The 24,706-nt window shown below is 69.3% G+C and carries 18 protein-coding genes, 2 rRNA genes and 1 pseudogene (1 of these 21 cut by a window edge); 4 read left to right on the top strand and 17 right to left on the bottom strand.

The window, feature by feature from the left end; genetic code table 11:
• Positions 1-72: 72 nt before the first annotated feature.
• The gene (locus VMV82_02260) at positions 73-864 is read right to left on the bottom strand and encodes a thiazole synthase (protein ID HUY40373.1); all 792 of its coding nucleotides are present in this window, start codon (positions 862-864) and stop codon (positions 73-75) included.
• A gap of 183 nt (positions 865-1,047) precedes the next feature.
• Between VMV82_02260 and thiD the strand changes: the two genes are divergently transcribed.
• Positions 1,048-1,938 carry a bifunctional hydroxymethylpyrimidine kinase/phosphomethylpyrimidine kinase gene (gene thiD / locus VMV82_02255; GenBank protein HUY40372.1) on the top strand — a complete coding sequence of 297 codons (891 nt, stop codon included), beginning with the start codon at positions 1,048-1,050 and terminating at the stop codon, positions 1,936-1,938.
• A gap of 11 nt (positions 1,939-1,949) precedes the next feature.
• Complete coding sequence (locus VMV82_02250; GenBank protein HUY40371.1) at positions 1,950-2,624, top strand: hypothetical protein; 675 nt, start codon at positions 1,950-1,952, stop codon at positions 2,622-2,624.
• A gap of 194 nt (positions 2,625-2,818) precedes the next feature.
• On the opposite strand, the gene VMV82_02245 is transcribed toward VMV82_02250, so the two are convergent.
• From VMV82_02245 to VMV82_02235, 3 genes are all read right to left on the bottom strand, one after another.
• Positions 2,819-4,321: a glycosyltransferase 87 family protein gene (locus tag VMV82_02245; protein HUY40370.1), complete on the bottom strand. Its 1,503-nt coding sequence runs from the start codon at positions 4,319-4,321 to the stop codon at positions 2,819-2,821.
• A 12-nt stretch (positions 4,322-4,333) separates the two neighbouring features.
• Positions 4,334-6,031, bottom strand: coding sequence for a prolyl oligopeptidase family serine peptidase (locus tag VMV82_02240; protein ID HUY40369.1), 1,698 nt, complete (start codon positions 6,029-6,031; stop codon positions 4,334-4,336).
• Between the two features lie 335 nt (positions 6,032-6,366).
• Positions 6,367-6,771 carry a DUF4232 domain-containing protein gene (locus VMV82_02235; protein ID HUY40368.1) on the bottom strand — a complete coding sequence of 135 codons (405 nt, stop codon included), beginning with the start codon at positions 6,769-6,771 and terminating at the stop codon, positions 6,367-6,369.
• Here VMV82_02235 and VMV82_02230 point away from each other — a divergent pair.
• Complete coding sequence (locus tag VMV82_02230) at positions 6,770-7,045, top strand: hypothetical protein (protein ID HUY40367.1); 276 nt, start codon at positions 6,770-6,772, stop codon at positions 7,043-7,045. The genes VMV82_02235 and VMV82_02230 overlap by 2 nt on opposite strands.
• On the opposite strand, the gene VMV82_02225 is transcribed toward VMV82_02230, so the two are convergent.
• From VMV82_02225 to VMV82_02200, 6 genes and pseudogenes are all read right to left on the bottom strand, one after another.
• Positions 7,020-7,523 carry a bifunctional nuclease family protein gene (locus tag VMV82_02225; GenBank protein ID HUY40366.1) on the bottom strand — a complete coding sequence of 168 codons (504 nt, stop codon included), beginning with the start codon at positions 7,521-7,523 and terminating at the stop codon, positions 7,020-7,022. The two genes, VMV82_02230 and VMV82_02225, sit on opposite strands and share 26 nt — an antisense overlap.
• 1,287 nt (positions 7,524-8,810) lie before the next feature.
• Positions 8,811-9,047: pseudogene (locus VMV82_02220) on the bottom strand (MerR family transcriptional regulator).
• Between the two features lie 85 nt (positions 9,048-9,132).
• Positions 9,133-9,618 (bottom strand): FHA domain-containing protein, encoded by a 486-nt coding sequence (locus VMV82_02215; protein ID HUY40365.1) that lies wholly within the window; start codon positions 9,616-9,618, stop codon positions 9,133-9,135.
• A gap of 162 nt (positions 9,619-9,780) precedes the next feature.
• Complete coding sequence (gene gcvH, locus VMV82_02210) at positions 9,781-10,161, bottom strand: glycine cleavage system protein GcvH (protein ID HUY40364.1); 381 nt, start codon at positions 10,159-10,161, stop codon at positions 9,781-9,783.
• Positions 10,162-10,272: 111 nt separating this feature from the next.
• Complete coding sequence (locus tag VMV82_02205) at positions 10,273-12,759, bottom strand: sugar phosphate nucleotidyltransferase (protein HUY40363.1); 2,487 nt, start codon at positions 12,757-12,759, stop codon at positions 10,273-10,275.
• Positions 12,756-13,454, bottom strand: a complete 699-nt coding sequence (locus VMV82_02200) for a CDP-alcohol phosphatidyltransferase family protein (GenBank protein ID HUY40362.1) — start codon at positions 13,452-13,454, stop codon at positions 12,756-12,758. The genes VMV82_02205 and VMV82_02200 overlap by 4 nt, the downstream gene beginning before the upstream one ends.
• 84 nt (positions 13,455-13,538) lie before the next feature.
• Here VMV82_02200 and VMV82_02195 point away from each other — a divergent pair, with 84 nt between their 5' ends.
• Complete coding sequence (locus VMV82_02195) at positions 13,539-14,735, top strand: DUF1015 domain-containing protein (protein HUY40361.1); 1,197 nt, start codon at positions 13,539-13,541, stop codon at positions 14,733-14,735.
• A gap of 45 nt (positions 14,736-14,780) precedes the next feature.
• Here VMV82_02195 and VMV82_02190 read toward each other — a convergent pair whose 3' ends face one another.
• The 7 genes from VMV82_02190 to VMV82_02160 all read right to left on the bottom strand — a co-directional run.
• On the bottom strand, positions 14,781-15,803 hold the full coding sequence (locus tag VMV82_02190; protein ID HUY40360.1) for a 2-oxoacid:ferredoxin oxidoreductase subunit beta: 1,023 nt from the start codon (positions 15,801-15,803) through the stop codon (positions 14,781-14,783).
• Positions 15,803-17,677 carry a 2-oxoacid:acceptor oxidoreductase subunit alpha gene (locus tag VMV82_02185; GenBank protein HUY40359.1) on the bottom strand — a complete coding sequence of 625 codons (1,875 nt, stop codon included), beginning with the start codon at positions 17,675-17,677 and terminating at the stop codon, positions 15,803-15,805. The genes VMV82_02190 and VMV82_02185 overlap by 1 nt, the downstream gene beginning before the upstream one ends.
• Positions 17,678-17,883: 206 nt before the next feature.
• Positions 17,884-18,933, bottom strand: coding sequence for a class I fructose-bisphosphate aldolase (locus tag VMV82_02180; protein ID HUY40358.1), 1,050 nt, complete (start codon positions 18,931-18,933; stop codon positions 17,884-17,886).
• Between the two features lie 10 nt (positions 18,934-18,943).
• Positions 18,944-19,822: a tetratricopeptide repeat protein gene (locus tag VMV82_02175; protein ID HUY40357.1), complete on the bottom strand. Its 879-nt coding sequence runs from the start codon at positions 19,820-19,822 to the stop codon at positions 18,944-18,946.
• Positions 19,823-20,399: 577 nt separating this feature from the next.
• Positions 20,400-20,564, bottom strand: coding sequence for a hypothetical protein (locus VMV82_02170; GenBank protein ID HUY40356.1), 165 nt, complete (start codon positions 20,562-20,564; stop codon positions 20,400-20,402).
• Positions 20,565-21,288: 724 nt separating this feature from the next.
• Positions 21,289-21,405, bottom strand: a 5S ribosomal RNA gene (gene rrf, locus VMV82_02165).
• Positions 21,406-21,516: 111 nt separating this feature from the next.
• A 23S ribosomal RNA gene (locus tag VMV82_02160) occupies positions 21,517-24,706 on the bottom strand; it runs 888 nt beyond the window's last position.

Raw genomic sequence — 24,706 nt, 5'->3', positions numbered from 1 at the left:
CCAAAGGTCCGTCATTCATCAGGACTTAGGCTAGCCAAAGATTCTTCTGGTCGACCGAGCGAGACGGACGGGTCAGCCGGTTCGCCCGGTTGCCGGTGCGCCCGCGCCGAAGTCGGGCCGCCCCTCGGCCGGGCTGGACGGCTCGGCGTGGAACCGCATCGGGATCCGGCCCGCCAACCGCGCCAGTCGTCCTGCCCGCACCGCCAGACACATGGCAGCGGCCATGGTGGCGGGATCATGGGCCCGGTTGACCGCGGAGGCCACCAGGACCCCGTCGCACCCGAGCTCCATGGCCTGGGCCACGTCGGAAGGGACCCCCACGCCGGCGTCGAGGATCACCGGCACGTCGACCGACTCGCGCAGGAGCGCCAGATTGTGGGGGTTCCGGATGCCGAGCCCGCTCCCTATCGGCGAGCCGAGGGGCATCACGGCGGCACAGCCCGCTTGCTCGAGCCTCCGAGCCAGTACAGGATCGTCGCTGGTGTACGGCAGGACGACGAAGCCGTCCTCGGCCAGCTGCTCGGCCGCGACCAACAGCTCGACGGGGTCGGGCAGCAGCGTCCGGTCGTCCCCGATGACCTCCAGCTTCACCCAGTCGGTGCCGAACGCCTCACGGGCCAGCTTCGCGGTCAGCACCGCCTCGGACGCGGTGCGACAGCCGGCGGTGTTCGGCAGGACGCTGATGGCCAGGCGCTCGAACAGATCGAGCAGCGAGCCGCGGGCGCCCGGGTCGACGCGCCGTACCGCGACGGTCGCCATCGCCGTTCCCGACGCGACCAGCGCCTCCTGGAGGACCGCGAGGCTGACCATTCCTCCCGTCCCCATCACCAGGCGCGACCCGAGCCGCCGGCCGGCGATGGCCAGCTCGTCGACGGACCGGTCCCCGGCAGTCGGTTCCGCACCCGTCGGTTCGGCACCCGCCGGTTCGGCGTTCACCTCGTCCGTCCTTCCGGCGCCCCCGGGAACCCTGGGGATCGGGGTGCCGTCATCGATCCAAGCCTAACCGGGGCGTGCCCGGAACCCCCGGCGCGTCGATAGGCTTCCGCGGTGACCCCTGTCGTCGTGCTCACCATCGCCGGGTCCGACTCGAGCGGTGGCGCCGGCCTCCAAGCGGACCTCAAGACCTTCGCCGCCCACCGGGTCCACGGGGCGAGCGCCGTTACCGCAGTCACCGCCCAGAACACGACCGCCGTCACCGGCGTGGTGGCACTCGAGCCGGCCTTCGTCGTGGCCCAGATCGACGCCGTGCTGGCGGACCTACCGGTCGCCGGCGTGAAGACCGGCATGCTGGCCACGTCGGAGATCGTCGCTGCGATCGCCGCGATGGCCGCCGCCGGGCGGCTCCCGAACCTGACCGTCGATCCGGTACTCGTCTCCTCGACCGGTCACCTCCTGACAGACGAGGGCGGTGTCACCGCCTTCCGCGAGCTGCTCCTGCCCTGCGCCGAGGTGGCGACCCCGAATCTCCGGGAGGCGGCGGTGCTGACCGGACGACCGGTCTCCGAGCTCGCGACCGTCGAGGCGATGATCGATGCTGCCGAGGAGATCCGGGCACTCGGCGCGACCACGGTCGTCGTGAAGGGCGGCCACCTCGCCGCGGCACAAGCGGCCCGGGTCCCCGGGCCCGACGGGAGGGACCGCCGTGCGGCCGGGCCGGCCTCGCCCGACGTGATCGCCGGTCCCGACGGGGTGGTCGTGCTCGAGGGTGGTCGCGTGGCGACCGCCAACGACCACGGCACCGGCTGCTCGTTGTCGGCCGCCATCGCCGCCGGGCTCGCCCTCGGCGACGGGCACATCGCCGCCATCCGTGCCGCCAAGGACTACGTCGCGGCAGCCCTGGCCGGTGCCGCGGGCTGGCATCTCGGCTCGGGACACGGCCCCATCGACCACTTCGGCTGGTCGGCGGACCGATCCGGACCCGGTGCGGCCCGGCCCTAGGCTTGCAGCAGATGGACCTGGTCGACACGACAATTTCACCGCAGGAGGGACCGTCGGCCCGACCGGTCCCCCAGCCTCCGCCGCGATCGGGGCCGGGCCTGCGCCCCGCCATGGTGGTGCTCGGGCTCGGTGCCCTGATCCTGGTCCTGTTCGCCGTCATCGCGGTGGTCACCGGCAGCGGGAGCACCGCCCGGAAAGGTCCGGCCGTGTCGGCATCGCCGACCAGGGTGAAGGGGTCCTCGCTGCTTGCCGTCCCAGCCGGGCACCTGCTGGCCGGCATCGTGAGCCCGGGGTCGCCCCCCACCAACATCGTGCGATCCTTGTACGTTCCCGCCGGGACCGTCCTCGTTGCCTCCGGGCGCGGCGCGGCCGGGAGCGGCCAGTACGACGAGGAGGTCGTGCTGGCGGTCGACGCGTCCCAATCGGCGGTGATCGGTTTCTTCCGCGCCGAGCTGCCGGCGCAGAACTGGGGCGTGTTCAGCACGGGCCCGGCCGTCAACAAGCCCGGGACCGTGGAGGTGCTGGCCAAGCAGGCCGGCGACGACGGTTGGTACTGGGAGATCGGGGCCCTCGTCGCACCGACCACCTTCGGCACGGCAGGAACCACGTCGTCGGCGGGCCCGTCCGGGGCCGCGAACACGACCCGGTTCACCATCCGCCTCTTTCAGATCTCCGACCAGCAGTGAGAACGGGACGAGGTCTCGGCACGCGCCGGTGATCGGATCGCGGGGCCCATGCCGTCGGGGCCCATGCCGTCGGGGCCCATGCCGTCGGGGCCCATGCCGTCGGGGCCCATGCCGTCGGGGCCCATGCCGTCGGGGCCCATGCCGTCGGGGCCCGACCGGCCGGGCTCAGGCCGACGGGGCCCGACCGGCCGGGCTCAGGCCGACGAGGTGACCGGAACGGCAACCGCTGCGAGCAGGGACCGCTCCGGCTCGGGCTCGCGCTCGGGCTCGCGCAGCAGGTGGCTCCAGACGAAGAAGTTGAGCGGGTAGAGCAGGTACCCGACCCGTGTGGCGGGGGCCAGCAAGAAGGCGACGAGCATCACCCAGCCGGCCAGCGCCGTCACCTGAGCCGCCGTGGACGGCGTCCGGCGCAGGAGGCGTGCGACGAGCACGGAACTGCCCACAACGCCCACGGCGACGGGCAGGATCCGGTGGAGGGACGGGAAGATGCCGACCAGGACGTGGCCCGGCAACGCGCTGGCGGCCGGAGAGCTCACCCCGGACAGACCGAGCGGGAACAGGATGACGTTCTCCACGAATGCCTGGGGGTTCCGCAGCACGAAGGGGGCCACCACGGGGCCGGCGACGACGAGCATTCCCAGGGCCATGCGTCCGGGGGCTCGCCGACCTTGGGCGTCGCGGGCGGCGAACAACGCCAGCGCGGCGAGCGGCCAGGCGGTGAACTTCATCGAGGAGGCAACGCCGAGCACGAACCCCGACCACCCCGGTCGTCGCCTCTGGGCGAGCACCATGGCCAGCAGGAGGAAGGCGACGACCGGCATGTCGTCGCCCCCGGTGGCGAGGGGCAGCGCCGCCGTCGGGAGCACCGTCAGCACTTGCAGGGTTCGCACCTTGGGCTCGTTCGGACCGCGGGACATGACCAGGGCCCCGACGACCACGAGCATCGTCACCATGCTGAAGAAGATGCGGGAGTCGGTGAGGGCGATCGGCTCCTTGGTGCTGCTCGGCAAGCCGAACAGGGTCATGAGCGGCAGGTACGGGAAGAAGCTCTCGGACGTCGGCTGACCGGGTGGGGTGGGAACCACCACCCGGCCGTGGCTGGTGATCAGCCGGTAGGGGTCGTGGCCGTTCGCGGCGCGATGGGCCGCCTGCTCGACGACGACGGCCTCGGGCTGCACGTGCGCCGTGGGGTTCCCCTGAGCCCGCCACGCCACCTCCAGCGAGAGCGGGAGGACGGTGGCCCCGACCAACGCGAAGACGAAGACCCAGATCCGGACGGGACCCCACTGGCGGGTTCCCGCGGTAGCGCCCGGAGTCCGGGGCGGAACGGGCTCCCCGGCGAGCCGGGCATCCCGTTCCGCCCCGGCACGGTTGCGGTGAGCCCGGGCCGACAGAGCGGAGATCAGGGCAGCCAGCAGGTACGGGCCGAGTGCCAGCTCGCCCCATTGCCGGTAGAGGGAGATGGAGGAGAACCGGGCGGTGAACTCGGCGAACAGGGCCGAACCGGCGTACAGCACCGCGTCACCCGCTTCGGGGCGCCAGAGGGAGACCCGGGTGACGATCCGGTCCCGGAGCCCCTGGACCCTGGTGCCCGAACCTCCCACCCTGCTGGTCAGCTCTCGCACCTCGCTGCTCTCCACGGCTTCTTCACGGTCGAGCCCGGCTGGCTGCAAGCGGACATCCTCGCCGCGGAGCATCCTACCGCCCACTCAACGAGCGGGACCGACCAATTCCTTCAGGTAGAACTCGTGCTCCGCCCGGAGGCACCGGGCAACCGTCTCCGCCCGCCGGAAACCGTGCCCCTCGCCGGCGAAGGTGAGCAGCTCGCAACGGGCCCCCCGGCGCCGGAGGGCCTCCGCCATGGACGCGGCCTGGTCGAGTGGGACGATCGGATCCTCCGTCCCCTGCAACAACAGGACGGCCCCGCTCATCCGCTCCACCTGATACCGCGGGGAGCGTTGGTCGTACTCCTCACCCGCTGCGGGCAGCGAGCCGACGAGCCAGTCGGTGTAGCGCGACTCGAAGTCATGGGTCGAGGCGGCCAGAGCCCGCAGATCGGTTACCCCGTACCAGCTCACCGCGGCGGCGAAGCAGTCCGAGCGCGCCAGGGCCATCAGGGCGGTCAGACCACCGGCGCTGCTCCCCCGGATTGCCATGCGCCGGCCGTCCACCAGGCCCTTCCCGGCCAGGTGGACCGCCGCGTCGGTGCAGTCGTCAACGTCGACCACGCCCCACCGGCGGTGCAGCCGCTCGCGGTAGGCGCGCCCGTAGCCGGTGCTTCCGCCGTAGTCCACGTCCGCGACGGCGAACCCCCGGGTGGTGAGGAACTGCACCACCACGTCGAACCCCGCCTCGGCGGACCCGGTCGGGCCTCCGTGGCACCGCACGACGAGGGGCGGGAGCTCTCCCTCCGGTCCCTCCACCCCGTGCAGGAGCGGCGGGTGGAAGAGCCCGTGCACGAGCTCACCGGAGCGGTTGCGGAAGGAGAACGGCTCCCCCACCGAGACGTCCCGCCGTTCCAAGGGTGCGGCGGGAGCCGCCGTCACCCTGGCGACGGCCACAGGCGAGTCGACCCGACGGGAATCGGCGCGACGGGAATCGGCGCGACGGGCCCGTCCGGAAGGATCGGGGCACCACCAGATCGACGCGGGGGCGAACGGGGAATCACCCAGCCATGCGGCGCCGGCGCCGTGTGCGCACACGGCGCCGATCGACACCGCCGGCTGGGTGACGGTCTCGAGCCGACCGCTGGCCGGGTCGAGCAGTCCGATCCGATCGGTTCCCAGGGAGCGCCACCGGCACAGGATCCGACCATCCTCCAACGGAACCATCGTCGACTGGCCCAACGCCCAGTCCGGGGCGTGGAACTCGGCAGGCTCCCCGCACAGGCGGGCGGGAAGCGTCCCCGGGCGCCAGCCCCAGGGCTGCCACCACCCCCCTGCGTCACTGGCGAACACGAGGAACCCGTCCGCCGCCCAGGTCGGCTGTCCCACCGATACCCCGGCTCCCCCGGCCAGCTTGCGTGCCGACCCGATCTCGGGACCGTCCGCTCCTCGGACGAGATCCCCGACCCACAGCTCCGAGGACGTCCACGGCATGTCCGGATGGGCCCAGCGGACCCAGGCCAGCCGGTGGCCACCTGCGTCGGGTCGGGGCGCCGCCACGAAGTCAGGGACCTCCACGAGGACCGAGACACGTCCCGGCTCGCCCGGGTGGAGCCCCACGATGGCGCGCCTGGCCCTGCCGCCGGCAGCGAGGCGCTCGCGGACCGCCAGGACGAGGCTGCCATCATCGGTGGCCCTCAGATCGCCATGGCTCCACCGCTCTCCGGAGGGCGCTTCGGCGGTCAGGGCCTCACCGCCGGGACCCATCGGGTCCCGGTCCCCGGGGCCGTCGATCCGGTGCAATCGGACCCGCTGGTCGCCGAGGTCGACGTACCCGATCGCCGGGGGCCGCCCCCCGCTCGGAGGGACGAGGCAGAACGCCCCTCCCCCGTACTCGTGCACCCGGCTGCGGACGTCGGCACCGCGGGGGGAGACCTCCTCGGGTCGCTCACCGGGTCTCGCCCGGTCGCACGCGGTCCTGCCTCCCTCCGCCGGCCGGCTCTCGAGCCAGTAGAGGAACGTCCCGTCGCTGGCCAAACCGGCGCGCCGGGCCCGGCCCGCGGCTGCCTCTTCGGCGCCCAAGGGCGAATCCCACCTCCCGAACGGCGCGACCGTGGCCACGCGACGCACCGCCCCCACTATGAAGTGGCGTAAACCGGCGAGACGTGGATCGTCCCCCCGCCGCAAGGGGCGACCGCCAGGGCCACCGTGGCCGGAACGAAATCACCGGGGGGCGTGATCAGGGCGTTCGTCGACGTGGGACAGGTGGTCTCCGTCCCTACGGGGACGTCCGAGTAGCTGAGACTGAACGCCGCCGTCTGCTGGGGAGCCAGCACCACGGTGGTCGGGGCCTGGTCGGCCCCGGGCACCCCGAACTGCGGCCCGCCACCCCTGACGACGTTCGTCGGGAGGTTGTTGCCCGACCCGTCCAACAGCTGCATCCCCGGATAGCCGAAGAGGGTGCAGGTGGTGCCGGCCTGGTTGGTCAGGTTGACGGACATCTCGATGGTGCCGGCGGCCCCGCTCCCCTGCTGGGGGACCATGTGGAGCTGCGCCACCTGGCAGGTCGACGAGCCCGTGGTGGTCGTGCCGGCTCCCGTGGTGCTCGTCGTGCCGGACGGCGCGGTGGTGGTCGGACCCGGCGGTCTGGTGCTCGTGGTCCCCGACGGGCTCGCCGACGGGGAAGAGCAAGCGGTCAGGGCCACCCCGACCGCCGCCAACATGAACCCCATCGCGATCCGGCGGCTGCCCGGCCGGCGACTGCCCGGGGGCGCCGCTCGCCGCGGCGAGCTCACAGGCCGAAGTCTTCTGGCTTGATCGAGTCGAGGAATTGGCGGAATTGTCCCACCAGCTCCTCGGGACTGGCGTCTTCCTCGTCCTCGCCGTTCTCGAGGGCCAGCAGGATGCCCTCGGCATCCATCAATTCGTCCGAGACGTAGAGCGGGCTGCCGGTCCGGACGGCGACCGCCACCGCGTCCGACGGCCGGCTCGACACCACCGACCGCTGCGCCTCGCGCCGCAGGTGCAGCTCGGCGTAGTACGTCGCCGCCCGCAACTCGGTGATCACCACCCGCTCGACCTCCACGTCGAGCGCGCCGAACACGTCCCTCAGGAGATCGTGGGTCATCGGCCTCGGCATGTCCACCCCCTGAAGCGCATAGGCGATCGCCGTCGCCTCGGCGGTGCCGATGAAGATGGGAAGCGTCCGGCCCTCGCCCTCGGTCTCCTGCAGGAGCAGCACCGGGGTATTGGACTGGAGGTCTACCCGGACAGCCCGGAGCCGGACTTCGACCATGGAAGAAATGTAGCGCTGCCGACTTCGTGTGCGCCTACCGGTGCCCGAACCAGGCACGGGACCAGCCCGAACGGCCCACCCACGGATCGCTCCGGACCCGGCCCGCCGGCCGGCGGGCCGAACCGTCCGTCAACCGATCAGCCGCCGGAGCTCCTTGCGGAGCAGGGCCGACCTCAGGCTCTGCCCGAGCTTGCCCAGGTCGGCGGCCGCTTCCGCCGCCCGCTGACGCGACTCCGGGTTCCGCTGGCGGAGCAGCGGGGCCACGACCTGCTCGATCAGGCCCGACTCCCGCTCGACGGCGTTCCGGTAGAGGCGGAGGTGCCGGGGCTCGATCCCGTACCGACCGAACCCTGAGACGAGGTTCGCCACCGCCAGGGCGGACTCGTCGTAATAGGTGGTGCCGGCGACGGTCATCGTCTCGATCAGGCCGAAGGCCTCCAAGGAGGCGATGTCGGAGGCGGTCAGATCGGTGGCGGCGCAGAGCTCCTCCATCGTGAGGCTCGCCCCGCTCACTCCCGACGACAGGTCGAAGGGGACACCGGGCTCCTCCCCTGAGGGATCCTCCGAGGACGACCCGGCCTCGACCGACCATCCCTGACCGGCGGCGGGACGACCCTGCCGGGAGGATGGTGCGGTACGGGGATCGGGAGCCGAAGGCAGGTCGGGCTCCCCCGCCGCCGGGCCGCCCGCACCCGTGGCGGTTCCCCCGGCGTCCGGGCCGGTGCCGTGGGCCACCGGCTGACCACCCCGCGGCCCCGCATCGACCGCCCTACCCGCTCCCGGGCGGGAGGCGGCGACCGCTTGCGATCGTTTCCCGGAACCGGAGGTCTCCCCACCGACGACCTCCACCGGGGCGGCGGCCGAAACGGGAGCCCGCTTCGCCACCGGCGTTTGCGGTGCGCGCGGTTCACCCCCCGGCCCCGGCGGCGAGCTCGGCGGCGAAAGCCCCGGGAGCGCGTCGCGGACCGCCTCCCGGATCAACGCCGCCTCCTGGCGACCGTCCTCCCCCCTGGCCGAGATCGGTTCCTGCCCCCCTGCCGCCCGGCTGCCCGGTCGCCCGGTCGCCGATCGCTCGCCCGCTCCTGCCCCGCCGGGGTGGTGCCCGACTCCCTGCGAGAGGAGCAGCGCCGGCTCGGGCACCCTGAGGCCCGTCGCCAGGTGCTCGGTCGCCCCGTTGGCCAAGACCCCCGCCGTGATGCTCCGGCCCTCCTCGGGCACCGCCGGCTCCGCTGCCGGAAGGGCTTCTGCACTGTCCTCGTCCGCCGGCACGCCGCCGCCGCTCTCGATCAGCCGGTCCCGGATGACCTTCAGCGGAAGGAAGTGCTCTCGTTGCTGGCGAAGAACCCAGCGGAGGCGCTCGACATCGCGCTCGAAGAACTTCCGGTACCCCGAAGGGGACCGCTCGGGGTTGACCAGGCCCTGGCTCTCGAGGAAGCGGATCTTCGAGATGGTGACGTCGGGGAACTCCTCACGCAACAGCGTGAGCACGTCACCGATCGACAGATGTGTGCGGCTGCTCACCATCGATCTCCCTCGCCCCGACCCTCACCCGAACCGATCGCCACCGCATGCCGCCGGTTGTGAACGCCCAGTCTGCCAGGTCCGGCCCTCACCGGTCTTCCGCGACGAGGAAGACCAACTTGAACTTGCCGATCTGCACCTCGTCGCCGGCGGCGAGCACGGCCACCTCTGTGCGCTCGCGGTTCACATAGGTGCCATTGAGCGAGCCCACGTCCCGGATCTCCACCTTCCCGTCCATGCGCCGGTGAAGCTCTGCATGCCGGCGCGACACGGTCACGTCGTCGAGGAAGATATCGCTCTCCGGGTGGCGGCCGGCCTGGGTGACATCACCGTCGAGCACGTATCGGGCGCCGACGTTCGGGCCTCGCTTCACCAGCAGGACCCCGGTACCGAGGGGCAGCCCGGCCAGAGGGACGGACGCCTCCTCGTCGGCCGTCTCGCCGTGGTCGTCGACCGCCTGCAACGTGATGGTCGAGTCGGGGCCCCCCACCGCGAGGGCGGCGCCACAGGAGGAGCAGAAGTTGACCCCGGCAGGATTCCGATGCCCGCAGTTATGGCAGAACACTCCCTTCACGGTAGTCCGTCCGTCTGGCCCGTCTCCCCTGATCGCGCCCGAAGGGGGCGTCCGGCGACCGGGAACGGGCCCGACCGGGCCCTTTGCCGCCGTGCCGGGTCTTTCGACATACCGCTCCGGGCGCTCACCTTCCTTCCGCCCGCAGCTCGGATCCGCCCGTGCTCAGGTCTCGGTCAGCGCCCGGTATGCCTCGGGGCCGAGGAGCGAGCGCAGGCCGTCAGGGTCGTCGAGCTCGATCTCGCAGATCCAGCCCTCCCCGTAGGGATCGCTGTTCATGTGCTCGGGGGAACCCGACAGGTCCGAGTTCACGCTGACCACCCGGCCGGCGACCGGTGCGTAGATCTCCGACACCGACTTGGTGGACTCGACCTCACCGAGGGGCTCACCGGGGGCGACCTGGGTCCCCACCGAGGGCAGGTCGACGAACACGACGTCGCCCAGCGCGTCCTGTGCGTAGTCGGTGATGCCGACCCGGACCCGGCCGCCGTCGAGCCGGGCCCATTCGTGATCCGTCGAATAGCGCAGGCCGTCGGGAACGTTCATGCCCTGGGACGATATCCGACCGGGACGCCCGGCTCCATGCCGTCGGGTGCCGGGACGCCCGGCTCCATGCCGTCGGGTGCCGGGATGCCCGGCTCCATGCCGTCGGGTGCCTCAGCGCAGGAGCTGGCGCAAGCGGACCGCGTACTGCTGCGCCAGGGACCGGGCCCCGGCTTCGCTCGGACCCTCGGCCCAGATGTGAGTGAGGGGTTCCTCGGGATCGGGGACGACGAGCGCCCAGCCCTCCTCCTCGGGCACCTTCACGCCGTCGACCAGCACCAGGTCGCGGTCGCCGAGCTGCTCCACCAGGGTGCGCATGATCATCCCCTTCTGCTCCCAAGGGGTGAGCACGGACTCGTGGGCGAAGTACATCGGCGGGAGGGCCCTGACCAGATCGGAGAGCGTCTGCCCGGTTGCCGACAGCATCGCCACCAGCTCCACCAGCGTCGCTGCCGCGTCGTAGGCCGGGAGGAACTCCGGGAAGAGGAAGCCACCCGACTGGCTGGCGGCGAACGTGATCCCGCCCTTCGCTGCGACCTCCATCAGGTGGGAGGAGGACAGCTTGGTGAAGGTGACCGGCACCCCCGCCTCGGCGCAGATCTGCTCGGCCCTTCGTGAGACGGCGACCGGCAGGGCCACCCTGGGATCCTTCTGCGTCTCGACGACGAGGCGGAGGAGCACCAGCAGCGACTGGTCGTCCGACAGGATCGTCCCCTCGTCGTCGATGATCGTGAGGTACTCGGAGTCCGCGTCGACCACCGCTCCCAGGTGGGCGCCCGAGGCGCGCACGATGTCGGCCACGCGGGCGGCGTTCACCGCCCGGTCGACGGCCATCATGCCCGGCGTGTGGGCGTAGGGGTTGACCACGAGCACGTCCGCCTCGAGCTTGGACAGCAGTTGCGGCATGACGAAGCTGGCCGAGCCGTAGGAGAGATCGAGGACCAGCTTGAGGCCCGCGGTCCGCGCCCTCGAGAGATCGACCGCCGCGATCAGGTCCGCCGTGTAGTGCTCCACCGCACGCGCGGGGAAGTAGATGTCCCCGATCTCGCGGGCCAGGACCCGCCGGAACTCCTCGCGGTGGTAGAGGCGTTCGATCTTGCGCTGGGCCGTCTCGGGGAGGTCGAGGCCACCGCTGTCGAAGAACCGGATCATCACCGACTGGGGGTCGTCGGGAGCCAACCGGACCGTCACGCCCCCCGGTGCCTGCGAGCTCCTCACCTGGTGGCGGGTGACCGGCACCGTCGCCATCTCGAGGTCGTCCACGTTGACGCCGGCGGCATTGCACCCGACCATGATCGCCCTCTTGAGCATCCGGGCAGTCCGGCTGCTGTCTCGCGACACGGTGACCGTCGCGTTCTTCTCGAGCGTCGAAGCCCACGCCATCGACAGGCGGACGGCGAGCTCGGGGCTGATGTCGACGTTGGCGATCCCTCGGACCCCTTCGCGCCCGAACAGCAGCCTCGATCCCATCGACTCCCACACGATGGAGGAGTTGACCGTCGCTCCGGTCTCGACCGTCTTGAACGGATAGACCTTCACGCCCGCCCTGATCTCGGCGTGCGCGCCGATCAGGCACCCTTCGCCCAGCACCGCGCCGGGCTCGCACCGGGCCCCGGACCGGAGATCGCAGGACCGCCCGACCACCGAACCCTCCACCCGAACCCCGGGTCCCAGATGGCCGTTGTCGCTGATCACCGAGCGACGCACCTCCGCCCGCTCTCCGACGCGCACGTTCGAACCCAAGGTCGTGTACTCACCGAGGACCACTCCGGGACCGATGGAGCAGTTGGCGCCGATGACCGCCGGCCCGTCGATGACCGCGGTCGGCTCGACCGTCGATCCCTTGCCGAGCCATACGCCGGGCCGGAGGGCGAAGCCCTCGATCGTCACCCGCACCCGTTGATCGAGGATGTCCTGGTGAGCCTTTCGGTACGCCTCGGTGGTGCCGACGTCCTCCCAGTACCCGTCGGCGACGTAGCCGTAAATCGGCTGCCCGGCCTCGAGCACGGCCGGGAAGACCTCGCTCGAGAAGTCGACAGGCCGGCCCTCGGGGATGTAGTCGAAGATCTCCGGCTCCAGCACATATATCCCGGTGTTGATCGTGTCGCTGAACACCTGGCCCCAAGTCGGCTTCTCCAGGAACCGCTCGATCGACCCGTCCTCCCGGGTGATCACGATCCCGAACTCGAGCGGGTTCTCCACCGAGCACAGGGCCAGGGTGGCGAGCGCCCCCTTCCGTTGGTGGAAGTCCACGACGGCGCTCAGGTCGATGTCGGTCAGCACATCGCCCGAGATCACCATGAACCTCTCGTCGAGCTGCTCGCGGGCGTTCAAGACCGATCCGGCCGTGCCGAGTGGCGTCTCCTCGGTCGCGTAGACCATCCGGACCCCCAGCTCGGACCCATCCCCGAAGTAGGTGCGGATGGCGTTCGCCATGAAGGCGACCGTCACCACGATCTCGGTCATTCCGTGCTCTCGGAGCAGCAGGACGACGTGCTCCATCATCGGGCGATTGGCCATCGCCAGCATGGGCTTGGGCTGATTGGACGTGAGCGGCCGGAGCCGGGTCCCCTCACCTCCGGCCATGATGACCGCCTTCACGCGCCGACCTCGGCCACGTTGTCGGCCTTGTCGGCGTTGTCGGGGACCCGGGGAGCGGCCTTGTCGGGGACCCGGGAGCCGGTTCGACCGGTTCGACCGGTTGCCAGAGCCCGCCGGGCCGGTCCCATGTAGGAGATCAGAGCCACCCAGGCGAGCACCAGACCGATCCCCCCGGTCACCCAGGCGACGACGTGGATCGGGGCCTGCCAGCCCGCCGTCCCATCCGCCAACAGGAACGCCGGGTAGGCGAACATCAGTCCGAACGTGCCGGCCTTGCCCACCCAGAGCACGTCGATCCGCGAAGCCCCCAACGTCGCCAGCAGCAGGACGGCCCCGCCCACCAACACCTCCCGGGCCAGGGTCGCGACTCCGAACCACACCGGAACCGCGCCATGGACCATCACGGCGATGACCCCGGTGGCGACCAGGATGCGGTCGGCTGCGGGATCGAACACCTTGCCGACCGTCGACACCTGATGGAAGCGGCGGGCGATGAAGCCGTCCACCCAGTCCGTGACCCCGAGTACCGCCAACACGATGGCTGCGATGGTTTGGCGGCCGGCCCCGAAGAGCAGCCAGAGGAACAGCGGGATACACAACAATCGAACCGCCGTCACCGCGTTGGGCACGGTTAGCCACCGGTCGAGCCCGTCCTGTTCGACCATCTCCGAGTCGATCCGGCGTCCGTCGGGCACGAGGCAAGCATACGGGCGGGCCGGAGCACCTGCTGGTCTCACGGTTCCCGTCCGGTGGGGGCGGCGTTGTGCCAGTGTGGGCCCATGCCCGTGCTCGATCCGTTCAGGGGCCTGCGGTACGACCCGCGGTTGGTCCGTCTCAATGAGGTCATCGCTCCCCCTTACGACGTCATCGGGTCGGCCGAGCGGACGAGGTTGGCCAGCCGCAACCCGGCCAACTCGGTGCTGGTGGAGCTCCCGGAGCCGGACCTGGCCGCCCGCCTCGACCGCTACGAGGTGGCGCGCACCCTCCTGAGCCGCTGGCGAGGATCAGGGCTTCTGGTGGCCGACCGGAGACCGTCGTTGTACCCGTACCGGATGACCTCGCCGGACGGCCGAAGCTCCATCGGCGTGATCGGTGCGCTCGGACTGGCCGAGCCGGGAACGGGCGACGTGCTCCCCCACGAGGAGACGATGAGCAAGCCGAGGAGCGATCGCCTCGATCTCCTCCGCGCCACCCGGACCAACCTGTCGCCGATCTGGGGCCTGTCGATGGCCACCGGGCTCTCGGCGACCCTGCAACCCGAGGGCGCGCCCCAGGGCGATGCCTTCGACGACGACGGGGTGCGCCACCAGCTGTGGGTCATGGACGACCCGGACCGGATCGAAGCGGTGCGCTCTTCGTTCTCGGGCGCCCCGGTCGTGATCGCCGACGGCCATCACCGCTACGAGACGGCCCTCGCGTACCGCCGCCAGCTGAAGGAGGCCGGCGATGCTGCAGCTGCCGGCTCCGACGCGGTGATGGCCCTGGTGATCGAGCTCGCCGAGGACCAGTTGACCGTGGGCCCGATCCACCGGACGATCGGCGGCATGGGTGAGGGGGTCGACATCCCGGCGGCCTTCGGGAAGTGGTTCGACGTCATCCGGGCCGGCCCGACCACCGAACGGACGCTGGGCGCCCTGACCCTGGCCGAGTCGATGGCCCTCGTCACCGCGACCGACGCCTACCTGCTCCTGCCCAGGGCCGAGGCCTTCGAGGCCGCCGGCAGTGACCTCGACTCGAGCCTGGTGCAGCTCGTGCTCCCCGAGCTGCCCGGGCCCGAGGTCACCCACCGCCACACCTGGGACGAGGCCGTGGCCGCCGTCACCGAGGGGCAGGCCCAGGCTGCCGTCTTCCTCCGCCCCGTGACCGTGGCCCAGATTGCCGAGTGGGCGGCCGCCCGGCGCCGGATGCCGCCGAAGACGACCTACTTCAGTCCGAAGCCCAGGACGGGAATGGTGTTCCGCCCGCTCGACGATTGACCGACCCGCGGCGCCGGTTCAACAGGGCGCCGGTCCGGCGCCGCGTCAGTCGACGATCCAGCTCGACCCGGACCGCAACAGGGCGGCCAGGTCCCCGTCCCCCCGGGCCTCCTGGGCCCTCGTGATCTGCCTCGACATCTCCGAGCCGTACTCGAGCCGCGGCACCGCCCGGAACACGCCGACGGGCGTCGGCTCGTAGGGGCCCCGGGACAGCCTCGAGAGCGCAAAGGCCAGCCCGGGATCGTCCCGGGCCTCGTCGTGAACCAGCAGCACGTCCTCGCCGACCTCGGCAACGTCCACGATCTCCAGCCGGCCGTCCGAGCGCTGCACGACGCCGCGCTCGCCCTCGGCCCCGAACCTGATCGGCTGCCCGTGGGCGAGGGGGATCAACATGGAGGCCCGCGCGTCCCTGGCGGTGATCTTCTCGAACGCGCCGTCATTGAACACGTTGCAGTTCTGGTACACCTCCACAAAGGCGGCGCCGTCATGCTCGTGGGCACGGCGGAAGACCTCCTGCATGTGCTTGCGGTCCATGTCGTGGGTCCTCGCCACGAAGCTCGCCTCGGCCCCCAGGGCCAGGCTCACCGGGTTGAAGGGGGCGTCGAGGGACCCGAACGGTGTGGACTTCGTGACCTTGGCCACCTCGGAGGTCGGCGAGTACTGGCCCTTCGTCAGCCCGTAGATCTGGTTGTTGAACATCAGGATGTTGAGGCGGATGTTCCGGCGCAAGGCGTGGATGAGGTGGTTGCCGCCGATCGACAGCGCGTCCCCGTCGCCCGTGACCACCCAGATGTCGAGATCGGGGCGGGAGGCGGCCAGACCGGTGGCGATGGCCGGTGCCCTCCCGTGGATCGAGTGCATCCCGTAGGTGTTCATGTAGTACGGGAAGCGGGCGGCACACCCGATCCCCGAGAGGAACACGGTGTTCTCCCGCCGGATGCCCAGATCGGGCAGGAGCATCTGCACGGCGGCGAGGATCGAGTAGTCGCCGCAGCCTGGGCACCAGCGGACCTCTTGGTCGCTGGTCCAGTCCTTGCGGGAGGTCACGGGTATGGCGGTGGTGGTCATCAGGCTCCTTGCAGCAGGGTCACGATCGCCGTCTCGATCTCGGCCGCCCTGAACGGCACTCCCTGCATCTTGTTCAGGGACCGGGCGTCGACGAGGAACTCCGCACGAACCAGCCGGCTGAGCTGGCCGAGGTTCACCTCCGGCACCAGGACCTTGGGGTACCGGCGCAGGACCTCGCCCAGGTCGGCGGGAAACGGGTTGAGATGGAAGAGGTGTGCGTGGGCCACGTCGAGCCCACGCGCCCGGACCCGTCGGGCGCCCGCGGCGATCGCCCCGTAGGTCGACCCCCACCCGAGCACGAGCACCTCGGCGTTCCCGTCGGGGTCGTCGACCTCGATCGGAGGGATGTCGCGGGCGATGCCGGCGACCTTGGCCGCCCTCAGGTGGACCATCCGCTCGTGATTGACCGGGTCGTAGGACACGTTGCCCGAACCGTCGGCCTTCTCCAGACCGCCGATGCGGTGCTCGAGCCCGGGGACCCCCGGGGGGGCCCATGGACGGGCCAGGGTCTCGGGATCACGGACATAGGGCCAGAAGACCGGCGAGCCGTCGTCGTCGGTGTGGTTCGGCTCGGAAGCGAAGTCGGGCTCGATCACCGGCAGCGAATCGAGGTCCGGGAGCCGCCAAGGCTCCGCCCCGTTGGCGAGGTACCCGTCCGAGAGGACGATCACCGGCGTCCGGTACTTCACCGCGATGCGCACCGCCTCGATCGCCGCTTCGAAGCACTGCGACGGCGTCCTGGGAGCGATGATGGGCACGGGCGCCTCGCCGTGCCGACCGTACATGGCGGAGAGCAGGTCTGCCTGCTCGGTCTTGGTCGGAAGCCCCGTCGAAGGCCCGCCCCGTTGGACGTCGACGATGACCAACGGCAACTCGAGATTGAGGGCCAGGCCGATGGTCTCGGACTTGAGGTCGAGCCCGGGCCCGCTGGTCGTCGTCACGCCGAGCGACCCCCCGAAGGAGGCCCCGAGCGCCGCGCCGACACCGGCGATCTCGTCCTCGGCCTGAAAGGTTCGTATGCCGAACTCCTTGCGGCGCGAGAGCTCGTGAAGGATGTCGGACGCCGGCGTGATCGGGTAGCTCCCGAGGAACAGCGGGAGACTGGCCTGCTGGGCCCCGGCGATCAGCCCCCAGGCCAGGGCCGAATTGCCCGTGACCTGTACATACTCGCCCTTCTCGAACGTCGCGGGTCGCACCTCGTAGCTCGACTCGAAGAGCTCCGCCGTCTCGCCGAAGTCGTAGCCGGCGCGAAAGGCCCGGGTGTTGGCCTCCGACACCTGGGGCCGATCGGCGAACCGTTTGGCGATCCACTCGATCGTCAGCTCCACCGGGCGGGTGTAGAGCCAGCTGACCAGACCCAGAGCGAAGAAGTTCTTGGAGCGCTCCGCGTCCCGGGGCTTGACCCCGGCCTCCTTGCACACCTGTTGCGTGATGGTGGTCATCGGTACCTCGTACACGCTGTAGGCGCTCAGCGACCCGTCGCTCAGAGGGTCCTTCTCGTAGCCGGCCTTGGCCAGGTTCCGTTCCTCGAAGGCGTCGCTGTTCACGATGAGGATGGCCCCGGTGGGCAACGAATCGACGTTGGCACGGAGAGCGGCCGGGTTCATGGCGACGAGCACGTTCGGTGCGTCGCCGGGAGTCAGGATGTCGTGGTCCGAGATGTGCACCTGAAACGCCGACACGCCGGCGAGCGTCCCGGCCGGCGCCCGGATCTCGGCGGGAAAGTCGGGAAAGGTCGACAGGTCGTTGCCGAACAGCGCGCTCGACGCCGTGAACCGGTCTCCGGTCAGCTGCATCCCGTCGCCGGAGTCACCGGCAAACCGGATCACCACCCGATCGAGCTGCTCGGACTTCGGTTCCGTCCCGGTCGTCACGGGCTTCCTCATCTCGTGCTCGCGGCCATCCGGGGACACGGACACCGATACCACGTCGTTCGCCCCCGAGGCCTTGCCCTGGCGAGCGGGACCGTCGCGTTCGGCCGTTCGCCGAGCCCGGTTGTTCCGGCTCGACGTCGAGCATAGTTGCCACCGGCTCCCCCCCGGAAAAGGGGGGCCCACAAGGTGCCGCGGCCGTGTCGGGGTCAGGCGATGGTGACGGTCGGGTCGAGGAAGACGTCCTGGACGGCACGGATCAGGGCGGCACCCTCGTCCATCGGCCGCTGGAAGGCCTTGCGGCCGACGATCAGGCCGGTTCCCCCGGCCCGCTTGTTGATCACCGCGGTCCGGACGGCCTGGGCCAGGTCGCTGTCGCCCCTCGACTCCCCCCCGGAGTTGATGAGACCGATCCGGCCCGCGTAGCAGTTGACCACCTGCCACCTGGCGAGGTCGATCGGGTGGTCGGTGGTGAGCTCGTCGTACACGAGGGGGTCGGTCTTCCCGAACCGGAGCGCCGGGTACCCACCGTTGTTCTCGGGCTGCTTCTGCTTGATCAGGTCGGCCTCGATGGTGACCCCCAGGTGGTTCGCCTGCCCGGTCAGATCCGCGGAGACGTGGTAGTCGGTGCCGTCAACAACGAAAGCCGGGTTCCGCAGGTAGCACCACAGCACCGTGAACATGCCCAGCCGATGGGCTTCGCGGAAGGCCCGCGACACCTCCTGGAGCTGCCGGTCGGAGTGCTCGGAACCGAAGTAGACGGTCGCCCCGACCCCCACCGCCCCGAGATCGGCCGCCTGTTGCGCCGATGCGAAGAGGATCTGGTCGTAGGTGCTCGGATAGTGCAGGAAGTCGTTGTGGTTGAGCTTCACGATGAACGGGATCCGGTGGGCGTAGCGGCGGGAAACCGCTCCCAGGGTCCCGAGGGTGGTGGCGATGGCGCTGCACTCCCCCGCCAGCGCCAGTTCGACCAGATTCGCGGGATCGAAGTAGGCCGGGTTCTTGGAGAAGCTGGCCGCGGCCGAATGCTCGATCCCCTGGTCCACGGGGAGGATCGACAGGTAGCCCGTTCCGCCCAGCCGCCCGGATGCGAACACCGACCCGAAGTTCCTGAGGACCGTCGGCGTCCGATCTGAGTCGCGGAGCACGCGGTCGATGTGATCGGGCCCGGGGAGCACGAGGCCCTCGGCCGGGAACGCCTTGCTCTGGTGACCGAGCAGGGAGTCCGCCTCGTCCCCGAGAAGTTGCTGAAGGTCCATCCTCGCAAGCCTAGGACGCTGCAAGCGGGTCGGCGATCTTGGGCGCCGATACCGCCTCACAGGGCGGTGACGCCAGGCCGGACGCCTCGTCCGGGTTACGCGAGGTACCCGTGGCGTGGGGCGGCTCCGGGACGGGGGGCGGCTCCGGGACGGGGGGCGAGGACGCCGGATGGGACGCCGTCGGACCGGTCGACCCGGGAGCGGCGTCCTTCAGCGATCTGGGCACGGGAGGGCCTCCGCGTCGCTTCCGTCGGGGCCTGTCGGGTCCGAGGCCCTCGAGCCGATCGGCCACGTCGTAGGCGTCGGGCTCGACCCGCAACACCCTGGTGAACAGCTCACGGGCCCGGGGAAGATCGCCGGCGCGCTCGTACAGATCACCGAGCGCGTACCACTGCCGAACGTGCCGATCCGCAGGGTTGCGAAGTGATTTGGCGGCGCCGGCGGTGGCCAGCACGGCAATCGCTCCGAGAAGGTCACCCCGGTCGGCCTGCGCTCCGGCGGCGACGATCCGGGCCTCGGCCAGCACCTCGGGCTCCGGCGACTGGTGGCGCAGGGCGGCCCAAAGGTCCGCCACGCGCCTGGGTTGCCCAACGGCTCGGTGGCAGTCCATCAGCGCCGGGACATGGGTCACCGAGTCGCTCATCGCCCCGAAGGCGGTCAGGTGACGGATCGCCTCTCGCCACCTGCCCGACCGGTACGCCGAGAGCCCGGCCAGCTCGCGGACCGCCGCCACTGTCGGCACCTCGTCCGCGACCTGCTTGGCCAGCCGGGCCGCTTCGGGATAGCGCCCCCGGTCGTAGGCGGCGACGGCGTCCTCCATCTTGCCGACCAACACCTCACGATGGCGTGCCGTGGCCACGTCGGCCGCGTTGCGAACCTGGGCTGCCACGTCGGCGGGGAGCGGCTGCGTCCGCGACGCCCGGCCACCCGGCGAGGGGCGGGCCGACACCTTCTGCCGACGGACCGGGTCGGCCCATTCGGAGGTGTGACCGTCTGCCCTGACCCAACGGTCGGGGGCCGGCGGCGGCGCCGACGGACCCGGTCGCTCGCGGCTCTGGTCCCGGTCGTCGGCTTGGACCAGTCGTGCTCCCCGACGGGCTACACCGCCCCAGTGCTGGGCCGCCTCGGGCAAGGGCCGCTCCACGAAGCGAGGGCGGTCCCCCACCGATCGTCGAGGGCCGCCCGGAGCCCGGGTGGCCCCGAAGCCACCGCCGTGCTCCCTGTCGGCCCGCGACGGCCCGCGGTCGCCCCCCGCCTCCCACCGGCCCCCGGACGCGCCCGATGAGCGTTGCCCACGCGCCGGTGCCCGCCCGCCGGTGCGAGCACCGGCGCGAGGATCATCTGTACCCGACCCGCTCCGGCTCGGCCATTTGCCGGCCGGCGGCCGGCGGGTGGCCGAGGGTGCCCCCTGCCCCCGACGCGGGCCGGCCGGTCCCTCCGAACGATCTCCCCGGCCAACGCGGTCGTCACGCCTCGGGCGGTCCGACGTCCTGTCCGAAGTCCTGGGCCTGTCCGAAGTCCTGGGCCTGTCCGACGTCCTCGGGCGGTCCGACGTCCTGGGCCTGTCCGAAGTCCTGGGCCTGTCCGAAGTCCTGGGGCGGTCCGAAGTCCTCGGGCGGTCCGACGACCACGCCCGGTCGCCACCGCGCTCGTCACGCCTCGGGCGGTCCGAGCTCCTCGGACCACCCTGGCGTGATGCCGGCGACGGGCGCTCTGCCGCTCTGCCGGCCCTCCGAGCAGGGCTGTCCAGCCGACCTGGCGAACCCGGGCGCCCGAACGACCGACCCCCCTCGCCCTGCTCGCCTCTTCCCTGAGCCGGCCGCCGCTCACCGTCCCGCTCCCAACGCCTCTCGCTCGGCTCGGACCGCCTGCCGGGGTCCCCAGGACGTCGAGCTGGCCCCCGAGGGGCACCGCCGCCGCGGCCGTCGTCCCTCTTCCACTCGCCGGGCGCTCCGCGGCTCCCGCCCGTCGTAGCCCTCGATCCCTCCCGCCACGAGCCGCCGCGGCTGCTGTCGCCCGCCCCCGCTCCGGCACTCCGGCGCCCGGCGCCGCTCCCCGTTGACCCTCCCCGAGGCCCACCGCTCCGCGATCCGTTGGACCCAGCACCAGGGCGACCACTCCGAGATCCGGTAGGCCGCCCCGACCCGGAGCGAACCCCTCCACCGCCCCGAGAATCGCCAACCTTCTCCCGCGGGGGCTGATCGGGGTCTCTCTGGTTCTGGTCCACGGCAGAGTCTACGTTGCACCGACGCAGTACCGACCTACCCCGCTGACCAGGCCATTGGCTCCCCGGCCACCCGGACCCCGAACGCGACGAAGGCCACCGCGCAAGGCGGTGGCCTTCGTCATGAGAAATCCCGGCGGCGTCCTACTCTCCCAGGGGGCCTCCCCCCAAGTACCATCGGCGCTGGCGGGCTTAACTGCCGTGTTCGGAATGGGAACGGGTGTTTCCCCGCCGCCATGGCCACCGGAAACCTTGGCGCTCGTCCGCCGTCCCGCGACCCAGGAGGGTCGCCTGACAACGGAACGTCGGGCGCGGCCTTCCGCAACCCTCGAGCGTTCCAGAGCGAGCACGAGCAAGTCTCCAAGCCCTCGGCCGATTAGTACCGGTCGGCTGAACACATTGCTGTGCTTACACCTCCGGCCTATCAACGTGGTCGTCTGGCCACGGGCCTTACCAGGTTAACCCTGTGGGAGATCTCATCTCGAAACGGGCTTCGCACTTAGATGCCTTCAGCGCTTATCCCACCCGTAGGTCGCAAACCAGCCGTGCCCTTGGCAGGACAACTGGCACACGAGAGCTACGTCCGTCCCGGTCCTCTCGTACTAGGGACAGCCTTTCTCAGATCTCCTACGGCTGCATCGGATAGGGACCGAACTGTCTCACGACGTTCTAAACCCAGCTCGCGTACCGCTTTAATGGGCGAACAGCCCAACCCTTGGGACCGGCTTCAGCCCCAGGATGCGACGAGCCGACATCGCGCGTAATCCACCGTTTCCAGTGGCGCAGACTATATCTCCACCCTGCCCGGCAAACTGGGCGAGGGGTCGGCGTGTTGTAGCGGCCGTAGATTTTGGCGCTTTGGCGCCAAGTGACCGCTACCTCGGCACAAGGCCTCAGTCGTTACGGGGTCATTACGGAAGCTTGTATCTGAAGTCAGGTAAGACATGAGGAGCAATCAGCTCCACAAAACGGGTCGTTCCAATCACCGACAATCTAATTCGGTGATAGCACTTGTCCCGATTTAGAGTGCCCTGGATTCCCCACTGATCCTCTAGGAGGTACAGCAGCAATTCCTGACACGTCACATCGAACTGCTGGGTATTCAGATACACGGCTCTTCGAGATCTGGAACCGTCGTCCATAAACCAGACAGCCAAGGCCAACGGCGTTAGCTCCACAACTGGAGCCACCTTCTGCCGGTCGGGGTAAAACAACCGGTAGTAGGGAGTGAACTCTGGGAGGCTCCGCGTCACAAACCGATACGCGAACCTACTCCCATTGCTCTGCCGCTGCCTTGGCGCTGTCGATACGAAATCCGCCAGATGGCGATACTTCCAGTCGACATATGTCCGTTGATGGACGGAGTGATTAACCTCGAGAAGAGCGTTTGCCTTGCAGCGCATCGCGCCGTCACCTAGCAAGGTGCCGATCACGATGGAGTGCTGCTCCTCCGAAAGACTTCCCACGGTATTGCCCACTGTACAGATGACCTGTGACAGCTTTGGGTTTCACCGTTATAAGCCGATGCTTTGACGACATTTCTGCCGCCACACCCCAAAATTGAGGTGCCAAACCTTCCCGTCGATATGGACTCTTGGGGAAGATGAGCCTGTTATCCCCGGCGTACCTTTTATCCGTTGAGCGACGGCGCTTCCACACGCAACCGCCGGATCACTATGCCCTGCTTTCGCACCTGCTCGACTTGTAGGTCTCGCAGTCAAGCTCCCTTTTGCCATTGCACTCGACGACTGATTGCCAACCAGTCTGAGGGAACCTTTGGGCGCCTCCGTTACTCTTTAGGAGGCGACCGCCCCAGTCAAACTGCCCACCTGACCATGTCCTCCCGCCGGATAACGGCGGATAGTTAGAATCCCAAGATCATCAGGGTGGTATCCCAACGTTGCCTCCCCGAGAGCTAACGCCCTCGGTTCATAGGCTCCCACCTATCCTGTACAGACAATCTCAAAACCCAAGATCAGGATACAGTAAAGCTTCACGGGGTCTTTCCGTCCTGCTGCGGGTAACCAGCATCTTCACTGGTACTGCAATTTCGCCGGGATCCCCATTGAGACAGTGCCCAAGTCGTTACTCCATTCGTGCAGGTCGGAACTTACCCGACAAGGAATTTCGCTACCTTAGGACGGTTATAGTTACCGCCGCCGTTTACTGGGGCTTCAGTTCCGAGCTTCGCTTGCGCTAACCCGTCCCTTTAACCTTCCAGCACCGGGCAGGAGTCAGCCCCTATACGTCTGCTTTCGCATTCGCAGAGACCTGTGTTTTTGTTAAACAGTCGCTTGGGCCTATTTTGTGCCACCCCCCTCAGCTTTCGGAGTAAATCCTAGACCGAAGGAGGCACCCCTTCTCCCAAAGTTACGGGGTCAATTTGCCGAGTTCCTTAACAGGGATTCTCCCGTCGCCTTAGCATGCTCTGCCAGTCTACCTGTGTCGGTGTACGGTACGGGCACCTACGATCCTATTTAGAGGCTTTTCTTGGCAGCGTGGAGTCAGTCACTTCGGCTCCGAAGAGCCTCGCATTCACTTCTCGGCGTTAGCATCGCGGATTTTCCTACGATACCGCCTACCAGCTTAGACGCGCACATCCATCGGCGCGCTGACCTATCCTCCTGCGTCACCCCATCAATTCATAGACCTTGACAGACGATGCTGAAGGCGCTCGTCTTTTCGTCCGATACATCGTCACTCGGCGCTCACGATCGTAGAGATCGCTTCGCTCCTCGCTCCTTGTTCCGAACGAAAATCCTTCGCGCTGAACGAGTCAGCGCTTTAGGAACGACGGTCGTTCAACACTGTCCGTCAAAGTCTAAACGGTCGTCGGTGGTAGCAGAATATGAACTGCTTGTGCATCGCCTACGCTTCTCAGCCTCGGCTTAGCTCCCGACTCACCCTGAGACGATTGACGTTGCTCAGGAAACCTTAGACTTCCGGCGTGCGAGGTTCTCACTCGCATTTCTCGCTACTTATACCTGCATTCGCACTTGTGGTTCGTCCACACGTCCTCGCGGTCGTGCTTCAGCCTACACCACAACGCTCCCCTACCGATCAGCCTCCGATACCCCTGGTTTAGCCCAGATCGCCGTCAGCTCGGACCTCATGCACCAAAGTGCACTTCGACCCTCGCTTCCTCGATCTGTCCTAAATCAGAGGCATCGGTATATTGGCCGATCCCAAAGCTTCGGTTCGATGCTTGAGCCCCGTTATATTTTCGGCGCCCCATCACTCGACTAGTGAGCTATTACGCACTCTTTCAAGGGTGGCTGCTTCTGAGCCAACCTCCTAGTTGTCTATGCGACGAAACTTCCTTTACCACTGAGCATCGATTCGGGACCTTAGCTGTTGATCTGGGCTGTTTCCCTTTTGACCATGGAGCTTATCCCCCACGGTCTGACTGCCGCGCAGTTCGCCTCGGTATTCGGAGTTTGATGGGGTTCGGTAATCTGGTAAGACCCCTAGCCCTGTCAGTGCTCTACCCCCGAGGGTTAACACGCGACGCTAGTCCTCAAACTATTTCGGGGAGAACCAGCTATCTCC

This window comes from Candidatus Dormiibacterota bacterium (assembly GCA_035532035.1).
In the GTDB taxonomy this organism is placed as follows: Bacteria; Vulcanimicrobiota; Vulcanimicrobiia; order Vulcanimicrobiales; family Vulcanimicrobiaceae; genus Tyrphobacter.
Note: the sequence above shows the minus strand (reverse complement) of the source record. Positions and strands in the feature narration are given on the sequence as shown.

What these genes read in the sequence shown, in the direction of transcription:
- VMV82_02250 (HUY40371.1), top strand. Translation starts at nt 1,950, where the DNA reads ATGGACCTGGTCGACACGACAATTTCACCGCAGGAGGGACCGTCGGCC.
- VMV82_02245 (HUY40370.1), bottom strand. Translation starts at nt 4,321, where the DNA reads ATGCTCCGCGGCGAGGATGTCCGCTTGCAGCCAGCCGGGCTCGACCGT.
- VMV82_02230 (HUY40367.1), top strand. Translation starts at nt 6,770, where the DNA reads ATGTGGAGCTGCGCCACCTGGCAGGTCGACGAGCCCGTGGTGGTCGTG.
- VMV82_02235 (HUY40368.1), bottom strand. Translation starts at nt 6,771, where the DNA reads ATGGTCCCCCAGCAGGGGAGCGGGGCCGCCGGCACCATCGAGATGTCC.
- VMV82_02225 (HUY40366.1), bottom strand. Translation starts at nt 7,523, where the DNA reads ATGGTCGAAGTCCGGCTCCGGGCTGTCCGGGTAGACCTCCAGTCCAAT.
- gcvH (HUY40364.1), bottom strand. Translation starts at nt 10,161, where the DNA reads ATGAACGTTCCCGACGGCCTGCGCTATTCGACGGATCACGAATGGGCC.
- VMV82_02195 (HUY40361.1), top strand. Translation starts at nt 13,539, where the DNA reads ATGCCCGTGCTCGATCCGTTCAGGGGCCTGCGGTACGACCCGCGGTTG.
- VMV82_02190 (HUY40360.1), bottom strand. Translation starts at nt 15,803, where the DNA reads ATGACCACCACCGCCATACCCGTGACCTCCCGCAAGGACTGGACCAGC.
- VMV82_02180 (HUY40358.1), bottom strand. Translation starts at nt 18,933, where the DNA reads ATGGACCTTCAGCAACTTCTCGGGGACGAGGCGGACTCCCTGCTCGGT.